Origin of the sequence: Methylobacterium sp. Leaf465 (genome assembly GCF_001424705.1) — a bacterium.
GTDB lineage: Bacteria > Pseudomonadota > Alphaproteobacteria > Rhizobiales > Beijerinckiaceae > Methylobacterium.
This window is the reverse complement of sequence record NZ_LMRA01000048.1, coordinates 111,090-129,304: the sequence shown is the minus strand read 5'-3', so window position 1 is coordinate 129,304 and position 18,215 is coordinate 111,090. Positions and strand designations below refer to the sequence as shown.

At 70.9% G+C, this 18,215-nt stretch carries 19 protein-coding genes; 17 read left to right on the top strand and 2 right to left on the bottom strand.

All coding sequences use genetic code 11. The annotated features are described in order from the left end of the window. The first annotated feature begins 31 nt into the window (after positions 1-31). From ASG51_RS22515 to ASG51_RS24455, 5 genes are all read left to right on the top strand, one after another. Entirely contained in the window at positions 32-622 is a 591-nt protein-coding gene (locus ASG51_RS22515) for a GNAT family protein (protein ID WP_056353376.1), read from the top strand. Positions 623-925: 303 nt separating this feature from the next. Next, positions 926-1,558, top strand: coding sequence for a LysE family translocator (locus ASG51_RS22510; protein WP_056383155.1), 633 nt, complete (start codon positions 926-928; stop codon positions 1,556-1,558). A 108-nt stretch (positions 1,559-1,666) separates the two neighbouring features. Then, entirely contained in the window at positions 1,667-3,193 is a 1,527-nt protein-coding gene (locus ASG51_RS22505) for a phytoene desaturase (RefSeq protein WP_056383153.1), read from the top strand. Further along, complete coding sequence (locus ASG51_RS22500; RefSeq protein WP_056383151.1) at positions 3,174-4,310, top strand: phytoene/squalene synthase family protein; 1,137 nt, start codon at positions 3,174-3,176, stop codon at positions 4,308-4,310. Before ASG51_RS22505 ends, ASG51_RS22500 begins: the two co-directional genes overlap by 20 nt. Further along, positions 4,307-4,468 (top strand): hypothetical protein, encoded by a 162-nt coding sequence (locus ASG51_RS24455; RefSeq protein ID WP_156389829.1) that lies wholly within the window; start codon positions 4,307-4,309, stop codon positions 4,466-4,468. Before ASG51_RS22500 ends, ASG51_RS24455 begins: the two co-directional genes overlap by 4 nt. 6 nt (positions 4,469-4,474) lie before the next feature. On the opposite strand, the gene ASG51_RS22495 is transcribed toward ASG51_RS24455, so the two are convergent. Both ASG51_RS22495 and crtD read right to left on the bottom strand, forming a co-directional pair. Further along, on the bottom strand, positions 4,475-5,374 hold the full coding sequence (locus tag ASG51_RS22495; RefSeq protein ID WP_200941372.1) for a carotenoid 1,2-hydratase: 900 nt from the start codon (positions 5,372-5,374) through the stop codon (positions 4,475-4,477). Next, complete coding sequence (gene crtD / locus ASG51_RS22490) at positions 5,332-6,855, bottom strand: 1-hydroxycarotenoid 3,4-desaturase CrtD (protein ID WP_244480239.1); 1,524 nt, start codon at positions 6,853-6,855, stop codon at positions 5,332-5,334. The genes ASG51_RS22495 and crtD overlap by 43 nt, the downstream gene beginning before the upstream one ends. 96 nt (positions 6,856-6,951) lie before the next feature. On the opposite strand from crtD, the gene ASG51_RS22485 reads away from it, so the two are divergent. The 12 genes from ASG51_RS22485 (at position 6,952) to pufC (ending at position 18,113) form a co-directional block, all read left to right on the top strand. Then, a complete protein-coding gene (locus ASG51_RS22485; protein ID WP_056219143.1) occupies positions 6,952-7,821 on the top strand; it encodes a polyprenyl synthetase family protein in 870 nt (289 codons plus the stop codon). Between the two features lies 1 nt (position 7,822). Further along, complete coding sequence (locus ASG51_RS22480) at positions 7,823-8,974, top strand: methyltransferase (RefSeq protein ID WP_056383149.1); 1,152 nt, start codon at positions 7,823-7,825, stop codon at positions 8,972-8,974. Between the two features lie 109 nt (positions 8,975-9,083). Further along, positions 9,084-10,019: a chlorophyll synthesis pathway protein BchC gene (gene bchC / locus ASG51_RS22475; RefSeq protein WP_056383147.1), complete on the top strand. Its 936-nt coding sequence runs from the start codon at positions 9,084-9,086 to the stop codon at positions 10,017-10,019. Then, entirely contained in the window at positions 10,016-11,032 is a 1,017-nt protein-coding gene (locus tag ASG51_RS22470) for a chlorophyllide a reductase iron protein subunit X (protein WP_056383145.1), read from the top strand. Before bchC ends, ASG51_RS22470 begins: the two co-directional genes overlap by 4 nt. Before the next feature lie 6 nt (positions 11,033-11,038). Next, positions 11,039-12,649, top strand: a complete 1,611-nt coding sequence (bchY, locus tag ASG51_RS22465) for a chlorophyllide a reductase subunit Y (RefSeq protein WP_056383143.1) — start codon at positions 11,039-11,041, stop codon at positions 12,647-12,649. Next, the gene (gene bchZ / locus ASG51_RS22460; RefSeq protein ID WP_056383141.1) at positions 12,649-14,115 is read left to right on the top strand and encodes a chlorophyllide a reductase subunit Z; all 1,467 of its coding nucleotides are present in this window, start codon (positions 12,649-12,651) and stop codon (positions 14,113-14,115) included. The genes bchY and bchZ overlap by 1 nt, the downstream gene beginning before the upstream one ends. Positions 14,116-14,249: 134 nt before the next feature. Beyond that, a complete protein-coding gene (locus tag ASG51_RS22455; protein ID WP_055956535.1) occupies positions 14,250-14,465 on the top strand; it encodes a hypothetical protein in 216 nt (71 codons plus the stop codon). 152 nt (positions 14,466-14,617) lie between these two features. Then, positions 14,618-14,839, top strand: a complete 222-nt coding sequence (gene pufB / locus ASG51_RS22450; protein WP_056273133.1) for a light-harvesting antenna LH1, beta subunit — start codon at positions 14,618-14,620, stop codon at positions 14,837-14,839. Positions 14,840-14,853: 14 nt separating this feature from the next. Beyond that, positions 14,854-15,042 (top strand): light-harvesting antenna LH1, alpha subunit, encoded by a 189-nt coding sequence (gene pufA, locus ASG51_RS22445; protein ID WP_018043293.1) that lies wholly within the window; start codon positions 14,854-14,856, stop codon positions 15,040-15,042. A gap of 108 nt (positions 15,043-15,150) precedes the next feature. Then, entirely contained in the window at positions 15,151-15,975 is an 825-nt protein-coding gene (gene pufL / locus ASG51_RS22440) for a photosynthetic reaction center subunit L (RefSeq protein ID WP_056383139.1), read from the top strand. A gap of 27 nt (positions 15,976-16,002) precedes the next feature. Continuing rightward, complete coding sequence (gene pufM / locus ASG51_RS22435) at positions 16,003-16,995, top strand: photosynthetic reaction center subunit M (protein ID WP_056383138.1); 993 nt, start codon at positions 16,003-16,005, stop codon at positions 16,993-16,995. Further along, the gene (pufC, locus tag ASG51_RS22430; protein WP_056383135.1) at positions 16,992-18,113 is read left to right on the top strand and encodes a photosynthetic reaction center cytochrome PufC; all 1,122 of its coding nucleotides are present in this window, start codon (positions 16,992-16,994) and stop codon (positions 18,111-18,113) included. Before pufM ends, pufC begins: the two co-directional genes overlap by 4 nt. Positions 18,114-18,215: the final 102 nt, after the last annotated feature.

The window sequence follows — 18,215 nt, the reverse complement described above, 5'->3', positions numbered from 1 at the left end:
GGCCCGGCCCCCGTCCGGGAGGTTTCTGCCCATGGCCCTGACGCCCGTCACCCTCACCGGCCGGCACGTCGAACTCGTGCCGCTGGCGCACGACCACGCCGCGGCCTTGGCCGAGGCGGTGCAGGACGGCGAGCTCTGGCGCCTCTGGTACACGGCGATCCCCGCCCCGGAGACGATGGCGGCCGAGATCGAGCGCCGGCTCGGCCTGCGGGACCTTGGCACGATGCTGCCCTTCACCGTCCTCGACGGGCCCGGCGGGCGCCCCGTCGGGATGACCACCTACATGAACATCGACGCCGCCGGGCCGCGGGTGGAGATCGGCTCGACCTGGTACGCCGCGCGGGTCCAGCGCACCCATCTCAACACCGAGGCGAAGCGCCTGCTTCTGGGCCACGCCTTCGAGGCCCTCGGCTGCCTCGCCGTCGAGTTCCGCACCCATGTCCTGAACCAGGCGAGCCGGCGCGCCATCGAGCGCCTCGGGGCGCGCCTCGACGGCATCCTGCGCCACCACCAGCGCCTCGCGGACGGCTCCCTGCGGGACACCTGCGTCTACAGCATCGTCGCGCCGGACTGGCCCACCGTGCGGACCCACCTGACCTGGCAACTCGCGAAGCCGCGCTAGCGTGGCCGCCACGAGCAGCGTGACCGCGACGACGAGTTCCTCGAACATGCGGGCTTGACGGAGCCCCGGTTCGGACGAGCGCCGAGATCGAGGTGGCTTCGCGCGCCGATGGTCCGCAAGACGGGTCCGCGCCGAAAGCGTCTCCGCCCGGTCCGAGGGAAATGGCTGGGGTTGGTCGGCTGTGTCCCGTAGCCATCGCGCCCCCGATGTCCGATGACGGGGGACCGGCGCGGATCGTGCGCCGGCCGCTCCAGCCGTCCGGGCTCGCCCGCCCGCAGGCTTCTCACGGAAGGGGACCCGACGATGTCCGGAACCACGAGCCTCCTCGCGTTCGCGGCGGTCGCCCTCGGCATGGCGCTGACGCCCGGGCCGAACATGGTCTACCTGATCTCGCGCTCGATCTGTCAGGGCCCGCGGGCGGGCCTGATTTCGCTCGGCGGCGTCGCCCTCGGGTTCGTGGTCTACATGCTGTGCGCCGCCTTCGGTCTCACCGCCCTGGTCCTGGCGGTGCCGTTTGCCTACGACGCGATCCGCATCGTCGGCGGCCTCTACCTGCTCTGGCTCGCCTGGCAGGCCGTGCGGCCCGGGGGACGCTCCCCCTTCGAAGTGAAGGCCCTGTCGCAGGACGGTCCCCGGAAGCTGTTCCTGATGGGCTTCCTGACGAACCTGCTCAACCCGAAGATCGCGGTGATGTACCTGTCGCTGCTGCCGCAGTTCATCGATCCGGCCCGGGGCAGCGTCTTCGCCCAGGCCCTCGGCCTCGGGGCGATCCAGATCGTCCTCAGCGTCTTGGTCAACGCTGCGATCGCGGTCTCGGCCGGGTCGATCGCCCTGTTCCTGACGCGCCGGCCCTCGTTCGCCATGGTCCAGCGCTGGATCATGGGAACGGTCCTGGCCGGCCTCGCCGTCCGGATGATGACCGAGGCGCGGCGCTGACCCTTCGCCGGCTCCGGTGAGTTGCCGGACGGGTCGGGGCGGCGTGCCGGCGAGGCCGGCGCAGAATCGCGCTTGCGCCGGACGCCCTCCCGCGAATAGTGTCAGCCTATGTTGACACTCGCCGACTCGCCGAGCCTCGCGACGACCCGGTCTCCCCGCCCGCACGCGGTGGTGATCGGCAGCGGATTCGGGGGACTGGCGGCGGCGGTGCGTCTCGGCGCGCGCGGCTACCGGGTGACGGTGTTGGAGCGCCTGGACCAGCCCGGCGGGCGGGCCCGCGTCCACCGCCAGGACGGCTTCACCTTCGATGCCGGGCCGACCATCGTCACGGCGCCGTTCCTGTTCGAGGAACTCTGGAGCCTGTGCGGACGACGCATGGCCGACGACGTCACCCTGGCGCCGATGCTGCCCTTCTACCGCATCCGCTTCCCGGACGGCGCCACCTTCGACTACAGCGGCGACCCGGAGGCGATGCGGGCGGAGGTGGCGCGGTTCTCGCCCGAGGACGTTCCCGGCTACGAGCGCTTCATGGAGCGCAGCGCCGCGATCTGCCGGGTCGGGTTCGAGGAGCTCGGGCACGTCGCCTTCTCCTCGGTCCGCGACATGCTACGGATCACGCCGTCGCTGCTGCGGCTGGGCGGTCACCGCTCGGTCTACGACCTCGTGGCGCGCCACATCCGCGACGAGCGCCTGCGCACGATCTTCAGCTTCCATCCCCTGCTGATCGGCGGCTCGCCCTTCCGGGCCAGCGCCATCTACTGCCTGATCGCCCATCTGGAGCGCCGCTGGGGCGTGCATTTCGCCATGGGCGGCACCGGCCGCCTGGTCGACGGACTCGTCAAGCTGATCGAGGGGCAGGGCGGCACCCTGCGCTGCCGGGCCGACGTGGCCCGCATCGACGTCGCGGCCGGGGCGGCCACCGGCGTCACCCTCGCCGACGGCACCCGCATCGCCGCCGACATCGTCGTGTCGAACGCCGATTCCGCCGAGACCTACCTGTCACTGCTCGGCGAGGAGGGCCGGTCCTGGCACCGGGCGAAGCTGAAGGCCTCGTCCTCCTCCATGGGCCTCTTCGTCTGGTACTTCGGCACGAATCGGCAGTTCCCCGACCTCGCCCACCACACCATCCTGATGGGGCCGCGCTATCGCGAACTGATCGAGGACATCTTCGTCCGGAAGGTGCTGGCGCCGGATTTCAGCCTGTACCTGCACCGCCCCACCGCCACCGACCCGCTCCTGGCGCCGCCGGGCTGCGACGCGTTCTACGTGCTGGCGCCGGTGCCGAACCTCGCCGGCGGGCAGGACTGGTCGGTGCTCGCGGAGCCCTACCGCAAGGCCATCGCCGACAGCCTGGAGCGTTCGGTGATGCCGGGCCTCGCGAGTTCGATCGTGACCTCCCGCGTGACCACCCCCGCGGATTTCGCCGGCGACTTCCTGAGCTTTCGCGGCTCCGGCTTCGGCCTGGAACCCGTGCTGACGCAGTCGGCCTGGTTCCGGCCGCACAACGCCTCGTCGGCGTTCCGCAATCTCTACCTCGTCGGCGCGGGCACCCATCCGGGTGCCGGGCTTCCCGGCGTCCTGTCCTCGGCCAAGGTCCTCGACACGGTGGTGCCGGATGCGCGTCTCTTCGCCTGAAATCGTTCGGCCCGCCCGCCCGTTCTTCGACGCCGTCCGGCGCGAACCGGAGCGGCCGCCGCTCTGGGCGATACCCCATGCGGATGCCGCCGACCATGCCGCCTGCCGGGCCGCGATCCGGGACGGCTCGCGCAGCTTCTTTGCCGCCTCCGCCCTGCTGCCGGCCCGGGTCCGGCGGCCGGCCTACGGGCTCTACGCCTTCTGCCGCCTGTCCGACGACGCGGTGGACCATGCCCCGGCCCGCGACCGTCCGGCGGCCCTGGCGCGCCTCGCCACCCGCCTTGCTCGCATCTACGACGAAGCCCCTTCGGATTCCCCCGCCGACCGGGCCATGGCCGACCTCGTGGCCGGCCACACGCTGCCCCAGGCCCTGCCCGCCGCCCTCATCGAGGGGCTGGCCTGGGACGCGCAGGGGCGGCGCTACGAGACCCTGTCCGACCTCACCGCCTATGCGGCCCGGGTCGCCGGCAGCGTCGGTGCGATGATGACCGTGCTGATGGGCGTGCGCGACGCCGCCGTGCTCGCCCGGGCCTGCGACCTCGGCGTCGCCATGCAGTTCACCAACATCGCCCGCGACGTCGGCGAGGATGCCCGGGCCGGGCGCCTCTACCTGCCGCTCGCCTGGATGCGGGAGGCCGGCCTCGACCCGGACGCCTTCCTCGCCGATCCGGTCGCCGGCCCGGAACTGCGGGCGATCGTCGGTCGTCTGCTCGCCGTCGCCGATTCGCTCTACGCCCGGGCCGAGGCGGGCATCCCCGGGCTGCCCCTCGATTGCCGGCCCGCCATCCGCGCCGCCCGCCTGATCTACGCCGAGATCGGCCGCGACCTCGAGCGTGGCGGCCTCGACCCGGTCGCCACCCGCGCCCGCGTTCCCGGCCGGCGCAAGGCCGCCCTGATGGCCCGGGCCCTCCTGCCCCTGGCCGCCGCGCCGGGCCTGATCGAGCGAGACCTGGCCGAGCCGGCCCTGGCCGAGACCGCCTTCCTGGTGGAGGCCGTGGCCGCCCAGCCCGTGCCGGTGCCGACGGCCTGGTGGAACGTCCCCGCCCAGGCGGCCCGGGTCCTCGACCTCGTCGAGACCCTGCGGGCGCGCGAGGCCGCGCTGCCGGCCGGCCCGTGACCGACCCGCTCTTCGCCGCCTTCGACATCGGTCTCGTCTTCGCGCTCGCCCTCGGGCTGGCGATCTGGCAGCTCGTCGTCCTGAAGCGCGGCATCCGGCGCGACCGGGCGGCGGCCCAGCGCGCGGTGGCCGAGCGGGCGAAGGACCCGCCGGCCTGATCCGTTTCAGCGCGTCCGGCGCGGCATCCGGAACGGAAGCATCAGCCGGACCAGCGGGTGACGGAACCGCGCGAGCGACAGGCTCTCGTGAACTGGGCGCACCGCCTCGCCGCGCAGGGTCGAACGCAGGTACGAGCGCGCGTAGAACGGCGTGTCCTCGAAGGTCCGCGCGACCTCGGCACGCGCATCGTCGCTGCGTGTCTCGCGCGGCATGCGCCAGAACCGCGTCGGCGGCAGCGCGACACGCCGCGGCGGATCGATGTCCCGGGGCGTTCCGTCGGCGGCAAAGCACAGGGTGAGTTCCTGCCGGGTGCCGTCCGTCCGGTTCACGTCGTACAGGATCGCGGCCCCGTCGCGCAGGTCGGCACGGCACCAGGTCCAATCGCGGAAGGCGGCCTCGAGAGACGTGTCGCCGTGGTTGGTGTCGAAGTAGGCGGTTCCGCGCCAGGCGATCCCGGGCTCCTCCAGCGCCACCTCCACCGGCGAGGAGGGCGCCATCGGCCACCAGCGGTGCTGGCCCCGCGCGTCGAGGGTGCGGGGGCCCGGCGTGAAGCCGCCCGGGCGCAGGCGCACCGTCCCCCGGACCCGCGAGGGGATCGGCGCCGTCACCTCGTCGAGGCGGATCGTCAGGGTTGTGCCGTCCCAGGACAGGCCGCTCGGACCGATCCGGATGTGGTCCGCATCCCGGTGGAGGCTCGCACGGCCCCGCTCGGTCATGCAGAAGCGGTTGGCCCGCTCCCCGTAGAGCACGACGTTGACGGCGCAGTGATCGAAGGGGTCGCGGGCGGGGTCCCAGGCGTAATAGGGCGAGAACACGCTGCCGATGAAGGCGATGATGGTCAGGCCCTGGCGGCCGTCCTCGCTCAGGGCATCGACGTACCACCAAACGTAGCCGTCGCGATCCACCCGCGTATCGAAGCGCGGGCGCCGCTCCGGTCCCGCAGCAGGCTGTCCGCCGCGATCCGCCCGGACTGCGCCGCCATCGGCACCCCCGGTCCCGGATGGACGCTCCCCCCCGCGAGGTAGAGGCCCGGAATCAGCGTGCGGGCCCCCGGGCGCTTGAACGAGGCCATCCAGCCGTGGGACGCCCGTCCGTAGAGGGCGCCCGCCGATCCCGGGAACAGGCGCGCGAACTCCGCCGGACCCGTCGTCACCGAATCCGCCGTCTCCGAGAGGGTCAATCCGCTCGCGCTCAGGCGCCGCCGCATCGTGGTCACGCATGTCTCGATCTCCGAGGGGCTGAAGGTCCGGGCCGGGGCATTGACGAGGCAGAGCAGGCGCTCGGGCCGACCCGACGGCGCGTTCGCGTCGGTGCGATCCTGCGCGCAGACGTAGACGGTGGGATCGTCCGGCAGATGCCCGGCACGGATGCGCGCAAACTCCGCGGCGGAGTCGCCCGAGAAGAACACCGTGTGCCGCGAGAGCGGAAAGCCTTCGGCGCGGGCCTGCGCGCAGAGCGTGACCGCCGAGAGCGACCGCTCGGAGGCCGGGACGGTCTCGGCCGCCCGGGCGGCGTCGCGTCCGAGCAGGCCGTCGGCCAGGGCCGCCACATCGGCATTGCAGACGACGGCATCCGCGGTCAGCCGCTCGCCGTCGTCGAGATCGACGCCGACGACGCGGCCGCCCTGCACGGCGATGCCCCTCGCGGCCGTCCCGTAGCGGAATCCGGCGCCGCGCTCCGCCGCCAGATCGGCGACCGCGGCGGCAAGGCGGCTGAGGCCGCCGGCCACGTGCCAGACGCCCTGGCTCTCCACATGGGCCACCAGCATCAGGGTCGCGGGGGCCGCGAAGGGCGACGAGCCGCAATAGGTCGCGTAGCGGCCGAAGAGCTGGCGCAGGCGCGGGTCTTCGAAGTAGTCGCCCAGCGCGCGCCACAGGGTCGTGAAGGGCTGGATTCGCCAGAGGTCGCCCAGTCCCGAGAGGCCGGCCCGGCGGGTCAGATCGATCGGGCTCGGGCGCTCGCCACGAATGAAGGGCCCCTCCAGGGTGGCGTAGACCTCGGCCGCCCGGGCGCGGAACCGGCGGTATCCGTCGCGCTCGCGCGCCCCGGCGAAGTCCGCGATGGCCGTCTCGGAGGCGTCCGGATCGGCGTGGAGGTCGAGCTGTTCGCCCGGTCCCCAGGCGTGGCGGGCCAGGATCGCGGCCGGCTCCAGCCCGACATGGGCGGCGAGATCCGCGCCGCATTCGGCAAAGATCTCCTCGAAGACCCAGCGCATCGTGAACACGGTAGGACCGGCATCGACCGCCGCCTCGCCCACCGGCACGCGTCGCATCTTGCCGCCCGGCCGCTGCGCCCGCTCCAGCACCGTCACGTCGAGGCCCGCATGGGCGAGCCGCAGGGCCGCCACCAGGCCTCCGATCCCCGCGCCGATGATGACGATCTTCACGTGGTTCCCTCCCGTCAAGTAAATCTGACTTGACGACTGTCAACAAATACTGACACTTTCGATCTTCGAGAACAAGCGGCATGGGAGTCACGGCCAATGGACGCCAACCGTCGCATCGAGCAGGCCCTCGACGCTGCCGTTTCCCACCTGGAAGCACCCGGAGCGCCGCCACGACTCGCGGAGTCGATCCGCTACGCCGTCTTTCCCGGCGGACACCGGATCCGCCCCCGCCTGTGCCTGTCGGTGGCGCGCGCCTGCGGTGACGACGATCCGGCAGCCTCGGACGCAGCGGCGGCAGCCATCGAACTTCTGCACTGTGCCTCCCTGGTCCACGACGATCTGCCGTGCTTCGACGACGCGCCCCTTCGGCGCGGCCAGCCGTCCGTCCATGCGGCCTTCGGCGAGCCCCTGGCGGTGCTGACGGGCGACGCCCTCATCGTGTCCGCCTTCGAGACGCTGGCGCGCGGCGCGGCCCGGAATCCGAAGCGGCTCGCCGCCCTGGTCGGCCTCGTGGCCCGGGCGGCCGGTTCGCCCTCCGGGATCGCCGCCGGCCAGGCCTGGGAGTCCGAGCCGACCGTGGCGTTGACCGAGTATCAACAGGCCAAGACCGGGGCCCTGTTCGCCGCCGCGACGGTCACGGGGGCCGCCGCGGCGGGCGTACCGTCGCTCCCGTGGCGTCTCCTCGGCGAATGCCTGGGCGAGGCCTACCAGGTGGCCGACGATCTGCGCGACGTCGCCTGCCGTCAGGAAGAGGTCGGCAAGCCCGTCGGCCGCGACTCGACGCTCGGTCGCCCGAACGCCGCCGCGCTCCTCGGGATGAGCGGGGCGCTCACGCGCCTGAAGCGTCTGGTGCGCGAGGCGATCGAGGTGATTCCCGATTGCCCGGGCGCCGAGACGCTGCGCGCCGAGATCGAGGCGCAGACGCGGCTCTTCCTGCCGGCGAGCCTGGCACGGGAGTTGGCGTAAGGTGGCGCGCGGCGCCACCCTCGATCCACCGGCCCGGGCCGGCGCCGGTGGCCTTCGGGCGCGCTGGTACGCGTTACGGGCCCGCCTCGTCGCCGATCCGCGATTCCAGCGCTGGGCGGCCGGCTTTCCCCTGACGCGGCGGATCGCCCGGACGCGGACGCGCGCCCTGTTCGATCTCTGCGCGGGCTTCACCTATTCGCAGACCCTGTTCGCCTGCGTTCGGCTCGATCTCTTCGGCATGCTGTCGGAGGGTCCGGTGCCGGAAGCGGCGCTCGCCCACAGGATGGGGCTCGCGCCCGAGGCCGGGACGCGTCTCCTCAAGGCCGCGGCCTCCCTCGGGTTGATCCGCCGGCTGCCGGACGGCCACTGCCTCCTGGCCGATCTCGGCGCCGCCCTGGTGGGGAACCCCGCGATCGGCCGGATGATCGAGCACCACGCGCTGCTCTACGAGGACCTGCGCGACCCCGTGGCCCTCCTGCGGGGCGAGGCGGGACCGACCCGTCTCGCCGGGTACTGGCCCTATGCGTCCGGAGACGGGCCCGATCTGCAGGGCGACGCGGTCGCGTCCTACAGCGGGCTGATGTCGGCCTCTCAGGCGCTGATCGCGGAGGATCTCCTCGAGGCCTACCCGATGCGGCGCCACCGCTGCCTCATGGATGTCGGCGGCGGCGAGGGCGCCTTCCTGACGGCGGCCGGCCGCGTCGCGCCGGACCTTCAGCTCAGGCTCTTCGACCTGCCGGCGGTGGCCGATCGCGCCGAGGAGCGCATGATGCGCGCCGGGCTCGCGGGCCGCTTCGAGGCCTTCGGCGGCAGCTTCCGGACGGACCCGCTCCCGCCCGGCGCCGACGCGATCACCCTGGTGCGCGTGGTCCACGATCACGACGACGCGACCGTCCGCATCCTGCTCGCGGCGGTACGCGAAGCGCTTCCCCCCGGCGGGCGTCTCATCCTCGCCGAGCCCATGAGTGGCACGCCCGGCGGCGAGCCCATCACGGACGCCTATTTCGGCCTCTACCTTCTCGCGATGGGCAGCGGGCGGTGCCGCTCCGCGCAGGAACTCAGAGCGCTTCTCTCCGAAGCAGGCTTCCGGCGCACCGTCGAAGTCGCAACGCGCCGTCCTCTGCTGACGCGCCTGTTGGTGTCAACGCGATAAGCCAACTCCGCTGTAAGTTTTTCTTGACGTTCCAAAGTGTCTATCTAGGATGACATTAAGGTTCGGGGTTTAACGGACCGAGTCGTTGGATGGGGGGAGGGCAGGCGCGATGCAGACAGATGCCGTCGTCCTCCGCGATCCCGGTCGGATCAGCCTGGAATGCCTGGCTCTCGATGCTCCCACGGCGGCCGATGCCGTCGTGGCGATCCGCTGGAGCGGCATCAGCACCGGAACCGAGCGCCTGCTCTGGTCGGGCCGGATGCCGTCGTTTCCCGGCATGGGCTACCCGCTGGTGCCCGGCTACGAGTCCGTGGGCGAGGTCGTCGAGGCCGGGGTCGCGAGCGGCGTCCGGGTCGGGCAGACGGTGTTCGTTCCCGGCGCGCGATGCTTCGGTCCGGTCCGCGGATTGTTCGGCGGGGCCGCGTCCCACCTCGTCAGCGCCGGCGAGCGCCTCGTTCCCATCGACGACGCGTGGGGCGAGCGCGGAACCCTGATCGCCCTGGCCGCCACCGCGCGGCACGCCCTGGCGGGGATCGACCTGCGCCAGCCGCTCCTCGTCATCGGCCACGGTGTCCTCGGCCGCCTCGTCGCGCGGATCGCTCAGGCCCTCGGGGGGACGCCGCAGGTTTGGGAGACCAACCCGGTGCGGCGCGCGAGCGAGGGTCCCTATCCCGTCCTCGCTCCGGACGACGATGCGCGGCGCGACTACGCCACGATCCTCGAGGTCAGCGGCGATTCCACGATCCTCGATACGGGGATCGCGCGCCTCGCGCCCGGTGGCGAGGTCGTTCTCGCCGGGTTCTACGAAGACCGCCTCGGCTTCGCCTTCGCGCCCGCCTTTCTCCGGGAAGCCCGGATCCGCGTCGCCGCCCAGTGGCGGCCGGAGGATCTCGCCGCGACCCTCGCGCTCATCGCCGAGGAGCGCCTCTGCCTCGACGACCTCGTCACCCATCGGCGCCCGGCCGCGGACGCACCGGACGCCTATCGCACGGCCTTCGGCGACGCCGGATGCCTGAAGATGATCCTGGATTGGAGAGCCGCATGAACATCCAGCTGAAGGCCACGCAGCTGAACGGCGGCGCCCTGACGGCTTCCGAGACCCTTCGCGCCGAGGCCGGCATCGAGCCGGATCCCGTGCCGGTGGCGGCCTCCAAGGAGACGCAGATCATCGCGATCTACGGCAAGGGCGGCATCGGCAAGTCGTTCACCCTCGCCAATCTCAGCTACATGATGGCCCAGCAGGGCAAGAAGGTCCTGCTGATCGGCTGCGACCCGAAGAGCGACACGACCTCGCTGCTGTTCGGCGGACGCGCCTGCCCGACGATCATCGAGACGTCGACCAAAAAGAAGCTCGCCGGCGAGCAGGTCGCCATCGGCGACGTCTGCTTCAAGCGCGACGGCGTCTACGCCATGGAGCTCGGCGGTCCCGAAGTTGGACGCGGCTGCGGCGGGCGCGGCATCATCCACGGCTTCGAATTGCTGGAAAAGCTCGGCTTCCACGAATGGGGCTTCGACTACGTCCTCCTCGACTTTCTCGGAGACGTGGTCTGCGGCGGCTTCGGCCTGCCGATCGCCCGCGACATGTGCCAGAAGGTCATCGTCGTCGGCTCGAACGATCTCCAGTCGCTCTACGTCGCCAACAACGTCTGCTCGGCGGTGGAATACTTCCGCAAGCTCGGCGGCAACGTCGGTGTCGGCGGCCTCGTCATCAACAAGGACGACGGCACCGGCGAGGCGCAGGCCTTCGCGGCCGCCGTCGGCATCCCGGTCCTGGCCTCGATCCCGGCCGACGACGACATCCGCAGGAAGAGCGCGAACTACGAGATCATCGGACGGCCCGAGAGCCCCTGGGGCTCCCTGTTCGCCGATCTCGCCCGGAACGTCCACGACGCGGCGCCGAACCACCCGACGCCCCTCAGCCAGGATGGGCTCCTCGGCCTGTTCAAGGGCGAGGCCGTCGGCCGGGGCGTCACCCTGGTGCCCGCCACCTTCGCGGACATGTGCGGCACGACGCAGGTCGTGAAGCCGTCCCTCGAAGTCGTCTACGACGAGGTCTGACGCATCATGGCCGTCACCCTCGACATCGCCGACCTCCGCGCCCGCCAGACCCTTCGCGCCGGCCATGAGCGCCCGGCTTCGACCCTGGCCCCCGTCGCGGCCCCGGCCGAGGTGGTGAACCTCGCCGCCGCGAAGGCGGACGGCCTGGGCTGCCACTCCGGCAGAGCGACGATGCGGGCGGCGGCCGAGGCCGCCGGCATGTCCGAGACGCTCGAGCAGCTTCGGACGGACTACCCCGCCGGCCCGCACGACCAGCCCCAGAGCATGTGCCCCGCTTTCGGCTCGCTCCGGGTCGGCCTGCGGATGCGCCGCACGGCGACGATCCTCTCGGGCTCGGCCTGCTGCGTCTACGGCCTGACCTTCACGTCGCATTTCTACGGCGCCAGGCGGAGCGTGGGCTACGTGCCCTTCAACTCCGAGACCCTGGTCACCGGCAAGCTGTTCGAGGACATCCGCGAGGCGGTGTTCCAGGTGGCCAAACCCGCCGACTACGACGCCGTCGTCGTCATCAATCTCTGCGTTCCCACCGCCTCGGGCGTGCCCCTGCGCCTCCTGCCGAAGGCGATCGACGGGGTCCGCATCATCGGGATCGACGTGCCGGGCTTCGGGGTGCCGACCCATGCCGAGGCCAAGGACGTGCTCGCCGGGGCGATGCTGAAGGTCGCCCGCTCGGAGGCCGAGCAGGGTCCCGTCCAGGCGCCCCGCACGGGGCGGGCCGAGCGCCCGACCGTGGCCCTCCTCGGCGAGATGTTTCCGGCCGACCCGGTCGTCATCGGCGGCCTGCTGGAGCCCCTCGGCCTCAGCGTCGGACCGGTGGTGCCGACGCGGGAATGGCGCGAGCTCTACGCGGCCCTCGACTGCACGGCGGTCGCAGCGATCCACCCGTTCTACACCGCTTCCATCCGGGAATTCGCCGCCGCCGGTCGCCCCGTCGTGGGTTCGGCCCCGGTCGGCCATGACGGCACCGCCGACTGGCTCGACCGGATCGGCGAAGCCTGCGCGGTGCCCCGTGCCACCGTCGAGGCCGCCAAGAACAGGCTCCTGCCGATGATCCGGGACGCGCTCGCCGCCAACCCGATCCGGGGCCGGATCACGCTGTCGGGGTACGAGGGGTCCGAACTGCTGGTCGGGCGCCTCCTCGTCGAGAGCGGCGCGGACCTGGCCTATGTGGGCACCGCCTGTCCGGGCACGCCCTATTCGGAGGCCGACCAGGCCTGGCTCGAGGCGCGCGGCGTCACGGTGCGCTACCGCGCCTCCCTGGAGGACGACCTCGGCGCCATGCGGGACGCGCGGCCGGACCTCGCCATCGGCACCACGCCGGTGGTGCAGAAGGCCAAGGCCCTCGGCATCCCGGCCCTCTACTTCACCAACCTGATCTCGGCCCGCCCGCTGATGGGCGTCGCCGGCGCCGGGTCGCTGGCCAAGGTCATCAACGCGGCGCTCGGCAACCGCGGCCGCTTCGATGCCATGCGGGCGTTCTTCGACGGGGTCGGCGAGGGTCATGCCGCGGGCATCTGGGAGGATGTGCCCAAGCTCCGTCGGAACGTCGCCTCGGCCGTGCGGGCCAAGCCCGCGCCGGGACAGTTCGAACACGCGCCGATCGGGGAGATGGCCTGATGCTCGTCCTCGATCACGACCGGGCCGGCGGCTACTGGGGCGCCGTCTACGTCTTCACCGCCATCAAGGGTCTGCAGGTCGTCATCGACGGCCCGGTGGGCTGCGAGAACCTGCCGGTGACCTCGGTGCTGCACTACACCGACGCCCTGCCGCCGCACGAACTGCCCATCGTGGTGACGGGCCTGGCCGAGGAGGAACTCGGCCGCCACGGCACCGAGGCCGCGATGAAGCGGGCCCACGCCACCCTCGATCCCGCCCAGCCGAGCGTGGTCGTCACCGGCTCCATCGCCGAGATGATCGGCGGCGGCGTCACGCCGGAGGGCACCAACCTCCAGCGCTTCCTGCCGCGCACCATCGACGAGGATCAGTGGCAGGCCGCCGACCGGGCCATGGCCTGGCTCTGGAACGAGTACGGCGCCAAGCGCTTCGCCAAGAAGGGCATCCCGGCCCGGCCCGCCCGCAGCGAGGGCGTGAAACCGCGGGTGAACCTGATCGGGCCGGCCTACGGCACCTTCAACATGCCCTCGGACCTCGCCGAGATCCGGCGCCTCGTCGAGGGTATCGGCGCCGAGGTGAACCTCGTGTTTCCCCTCGGCTCGCACCTCGCCGACGTGCCCGCCCTGGTGAACGCGGATGCCAACATCTGCCTCTACCGCGAGTTCGGCCGCCTGCTCTGCGAGGCCCTGGAGCGCCCCTACTTCCAGGCGCCCATCGGCATCCATTCGACCACGCGGTTCCTGCGCGCGCTCGGCGAGGCCCTCGGCCTCGATCCCGAGCCCTTCATCGCGCGGGAGAAGCACACCACCATCAAGCCGATCTGGGACCTCTGGCGTTCGGTGACGCAGGATTTCTTCGGCACGGCGAGCTTCGGGATCGTGGCCTCCGAGACCTACGCGCGCGGCGTCCGGCACTTTCTCGAGGACGAGATGGGGCTGCCCTGCCACTTCGCCGTGGCTCGCAAGGCGGGTGCGAAGACCGACAACGCCGAGATCCGCGACCTCATCGCGAAGACCCCGCCTCTGGTGCTGTTCGGCTCCTTCAACGAGCGGATGTATGCGGCCGAGGCCGGTGCCCGGGCGGTGTTCGTGCCGGCCTCGTTCCCCGGCGCGATCATCCGGCGCCATACCGGCACGCCCTTCATGGGGTTCGCCGGCGCGACCTACCTCGTCCAGGAGGTCTGCAACGCCCTGTTCGACATGCTCTTCCACATCCTGCCGCTGGCCCGCGACATGGACAGGGTCGAGGCGACCCCGGCGCGGCTCCACCGGGAGCTGCCCTGGGACGAGGCGGCCCGGGCCCGTCTCGACGAACTCGTCGAGGCCCATCCCGTGCTGGTGCGGATCTCGGCGGCCAAACGCCTGCGTGATGCCGCCGAGCGCGTCGCGCGCGGCGAGGGCGGAGGCCGGGTGATCGCCGATCACGTCGAGCGCGCCCGCGCCGAGGCCAGCCTGGGAGCCGCCGCATGAGCGCGCGTCCCGGCCTCGGCGCCCATTCCCTTTCCGATTGGAACGGCGCGGCGCCGTCCAAGCGGTCGATGCCGACCCCGCGCGTCCCGACCCGGACGCGTCCCGCCGCGGAACGCCGAGAGGAGACCCATCCCATGCAACGTTCGCTCAATCCGGTGTCGCGCCTGCATCAGGACGAGGTCCAGTTCCGGATCATCCTGGCCAGCACCTATCCGTTCTTCCTCATCGCGGCGCTGGTGCAGCGCGTGATCCCGCAGGCCCGGACGGCGCTGCCGCAGCGGCGGCGCTCGGTCTTCGCCGAGGCCCGGGCGATGGCCGTCTCGGCCATTCCCTTCGTGTTCATGGGCTGACTTCGCCCTCGGGTCGAGGCGTTCCGCCCGCCCCCGATCGACCTCCCGTCCGAACAGGCGGGAAGGACCGCCGAGGCCGCTCCGCGCGGTCCGGTGACACCCACCGTACCCGGACGTGCGGGCGCGGCTAGCCAAAGCGGAGGTTTGACCCAATGGCCAATGGCATTGTCGAGAAACCGAGCAGCCTGTCCGGGCTGACGGAACCGGAAGCCAAGGAGTTCCACGCGATCTTCTTGACCAGCTTCATCATCTTCACGGCGATCGCCGTGGTCGCCCACATCCTCGTGTGGCTGTGGCGCCCCTGGCTGCCCGGACCGAAGGGCTACGCCGCCCTCGAGACGGCCGCCCAGGGCGTCGCCTCCCTGCTCTCCTGAGAAGGACCCTCATCATGCACAAGGTCTGGCTTCTCTTCGATCCGCGCCGCACCCTGGTGGCGCTCTTCACCTTCCTCTTCATTCTGGCGCTGCTGATCCACTTCATCTTGCTCAGCACCGACCGGTTCAATTGGCTGGAAGGTCCCAAGGCGCCGCGCGCCGCCAACGCGCAGACGCTGGTTCTGCCCACGATGCCCGCCTGACCGGCGCGCACCGCAAGCACGGATGATCGGCGGGCGGGCCCCAAAAGCCCCCCGTCGGCCATCGCCGACAGACGTGGTCGAGAGACGTGGTGGAGCGGGGAGGTCGCGATGGCGATGCTGAGTTTCGAGCGAAAATACCGCATCCGCGGCGGCACCCTGGTCGGCGGCGACCTGTTCGATTTCTGGGTCGGGCCGTTCTACGTCGGCTTCTTCGGCGTCACGACGCTGTTCTTCTCGGTGCTTGGAACGGCGCTGATCATCTACGGTGCGGCGCTCGGACCGACCTGGAACATCTGGCAGATCAACATCGCGCCGCCCGATCTGAAGTACGGGCTCGCCCTGGCGCCGCTCCAGGAGGGCGGCCTCTGGCAGATCATCACCTTCTGCGCCGTCGGCGCCTTCTCGTCCTGGGCCCTGCGCGAGGTCGAGATCTGCCGCAAGCTCGGCATCGGCTACCACGTGCCCTTCGCCTTCGCGGTGGCGATCTTCGCCTATGTGACCCTGGTCGTGGTCAGGCCGCTCCTGATGGGCGCCTGGGGGCACGGGTTCCCCTACGGCATCCTCAGCCACCTCGATTGGGTCTCGAACACCGGCTACCAGTACCTGCACTTCCACTACAATCCCGCGCACATGCTGGCGGTGACGTTCTTCTTCACCACGACGCTCGCGCTCTCGCTGCACGGCTCGCTGATCCTGTCCTCGACCAATCCGGGCAAGAGCGAGGTGGTGAAGACTCCCGAGCACGAGGACACGTTCTTCCGCGACACCATCGGCTACTCGATCGGCACGCTCGGCATCCACCGGCTCGGCCTGTTCCTGGCGCTGTCGGCCGGCTTCTGGAGCGCCGTCTGCATCGTCATCAGCGGCCCGTTCTGGACCCGCGGCTGGCCCGAATGGTGGGGATGGTGGCTCAATCTCCCCGTCTGGCGCTGATCTCGGAATAGGGAGGCTCGCGACACCATGGCCTACTACCAGAACATCTTCTCCGAAGTGCAGGTCCGCCCGGTCCAGCCGGACCTCGGCATCCCGGTCGACTCCAACAAGCGCTGGGGCACGCCGTTCAACTCCTACCTGTTCGGCCTCATCGGCAATGCGCAGGTCGGCCCGATCTACATCGGCTATCTCGGGGCGCTCTCCTTCGCCTGCGGGTTGATCGCCTTCGAGATCATCGGCCTCAACATGTGGGCGAGCGTGAACTGGGATCCGATCCAGTTCGTGCGGCAATTGCCCTGGCTCGCCCTCGAGCCGCCGCGACCGCAATACGGCCTGAAAGTCCTGCCGCCACTGGCCGAGGGCGGCTGGTGGCTGATCGCCGGCTTCTTCCTGACCGCCTCGATCCTGCTCTGGTGGCTGCGGCTGTTCCGGCGCGCCAAGGCGCTGGGCCTCGGCTACCACGTGCCCTGGGCCTTCGCCTCCGCGATCTGGCTGTTCCTGGTGCTGGGCTTCATCCGGCCGGTGCTGATGGGATCCTGGAGCGAGGCCGTCCCGTTCGGCATCTTCCCCCACCTCGACTGGACCGCCGCCTTCTCGCTGCGCTACGGCAACCTGTTCTACAACCCCTTTCACATGCTCTCGATCGTCTTCCTCTACGGGTCGACGCTGCTCTTCGCGATGCATGGCGGCACCATCCTGGCCGTGAGCCGCTTCGGCGGCGAGCGCGAGATCGACCAGATCGTCGACCGCGGCACCGCCACCGAGCGCGCCGCCCTGTTCTGGCGCTGGACCATGGGCTTCAACGCCACCATGGAATCGATCCACCGCTGGGCCTGGTGGTTCGCGGTCCTGACGACGCTCACCGGCGGCATCGGAATCCTGCTCACCGGGACGGTCGTCGACAACTGGTACCTCTGGGCCGTCAAGCACGGCGTCGCCCCGTCCTACCCGCAGGTCTATCCGCCGGTCGTCGATCCGCTGAGTGTGTCGCCCACAACCCTGCCAGGGGGAGCTCCATGAAGACCTTCTTCGCCGTCCTCGGAGCTTCCATCGCCTTCTTCCTCACCGTGGCAATGGTCGGTCTGACCGACTGGGACCGACCGCCGCTGGCGGTCCAACAGAATGGCTTTCGCGGGACCGCGATGGCGCAGGTCCACACCCGCGAAGCCGTCGAGGACACCCGGGACGCCAACCTGGCGCCGGCGCCCGCCGATCCCGCCGAGCCCGGCGAGGAGCTCGCCGGTACGACCTACGAGAACGTCCAGGTCCTCAAGAACGTCAGCGTCAACGAGTTCAATCGCCTGATGGCGTCGATGACCGAGTGGGTCAGCCCCGAACAAGGCTGCACCTACTGCCACAATACCGAGAACATGGCCGACGACAGCCTCTATCAGAAGAAGGTCGCCCGCCGGATGCTGCAGATGACGCAGCACATCAACAGTTCCTGGAAGGAGAACCACGTCGGCGGTGCGGGCGTCACCTGCTACACCTGCCACCGGGGACAGCCGGTGCCGGCCAATATCTGGTTCACCCAGCCGGGTCCCAATCGCCCGGGCGGCTTCATCGCCCGCAACAACGGGCAGAACATGGCCGCGCCGTCGGTCGGCCTGGCCTCGCTCCCCTACGACACCCTCACCGAATACCTCGCCGATAAGACCATCGACAACAATGCGATCCGGGTGAACGCGACGACGGCGCTGCCGACGACCAAGGGCAAACCGATCCAGGATGCGGAGAAGACCTATGGGTTGATGATCCACATGTCGGAAGGACTGGGGGTCAACTGTACCTTCTGTCACAACACCCGGGCGATCTCGAACTGGTCGCAGAGCACGCCGCAACGGACCACCGCTTGGCACGGCATCCGGATGGTGCGGGACATCAACGGCAATTACCTCGAGCCGCTGCTCTCGACGTTCCCCCCGAACCGCCTCGGCGCTCTGGGTGACGTGCCGAAGGTCAATTGCACCACCTGCCACAACGGGGTCAGCAAGCCCCTGAACGGTGCGAACGTCATCGACGCCTATCCCGAGCTCGCCAAGTCGACCGAGACGGCGAGCGCCGCCGATCCCAGTCCGCCAGTCACCCCATCGCCCGTTCCGGATCAGCCCGCGATGCCCGTTCCGACGCCGCAATAGGCCGGCCGTCTCCCGATCGGACACGAAACGCCGCTGGACAGGTCTCCAGCGGCGTTTCGACGATCGGAGACGGTCCGCGAAGAGCGACGCGACTCGACGCGC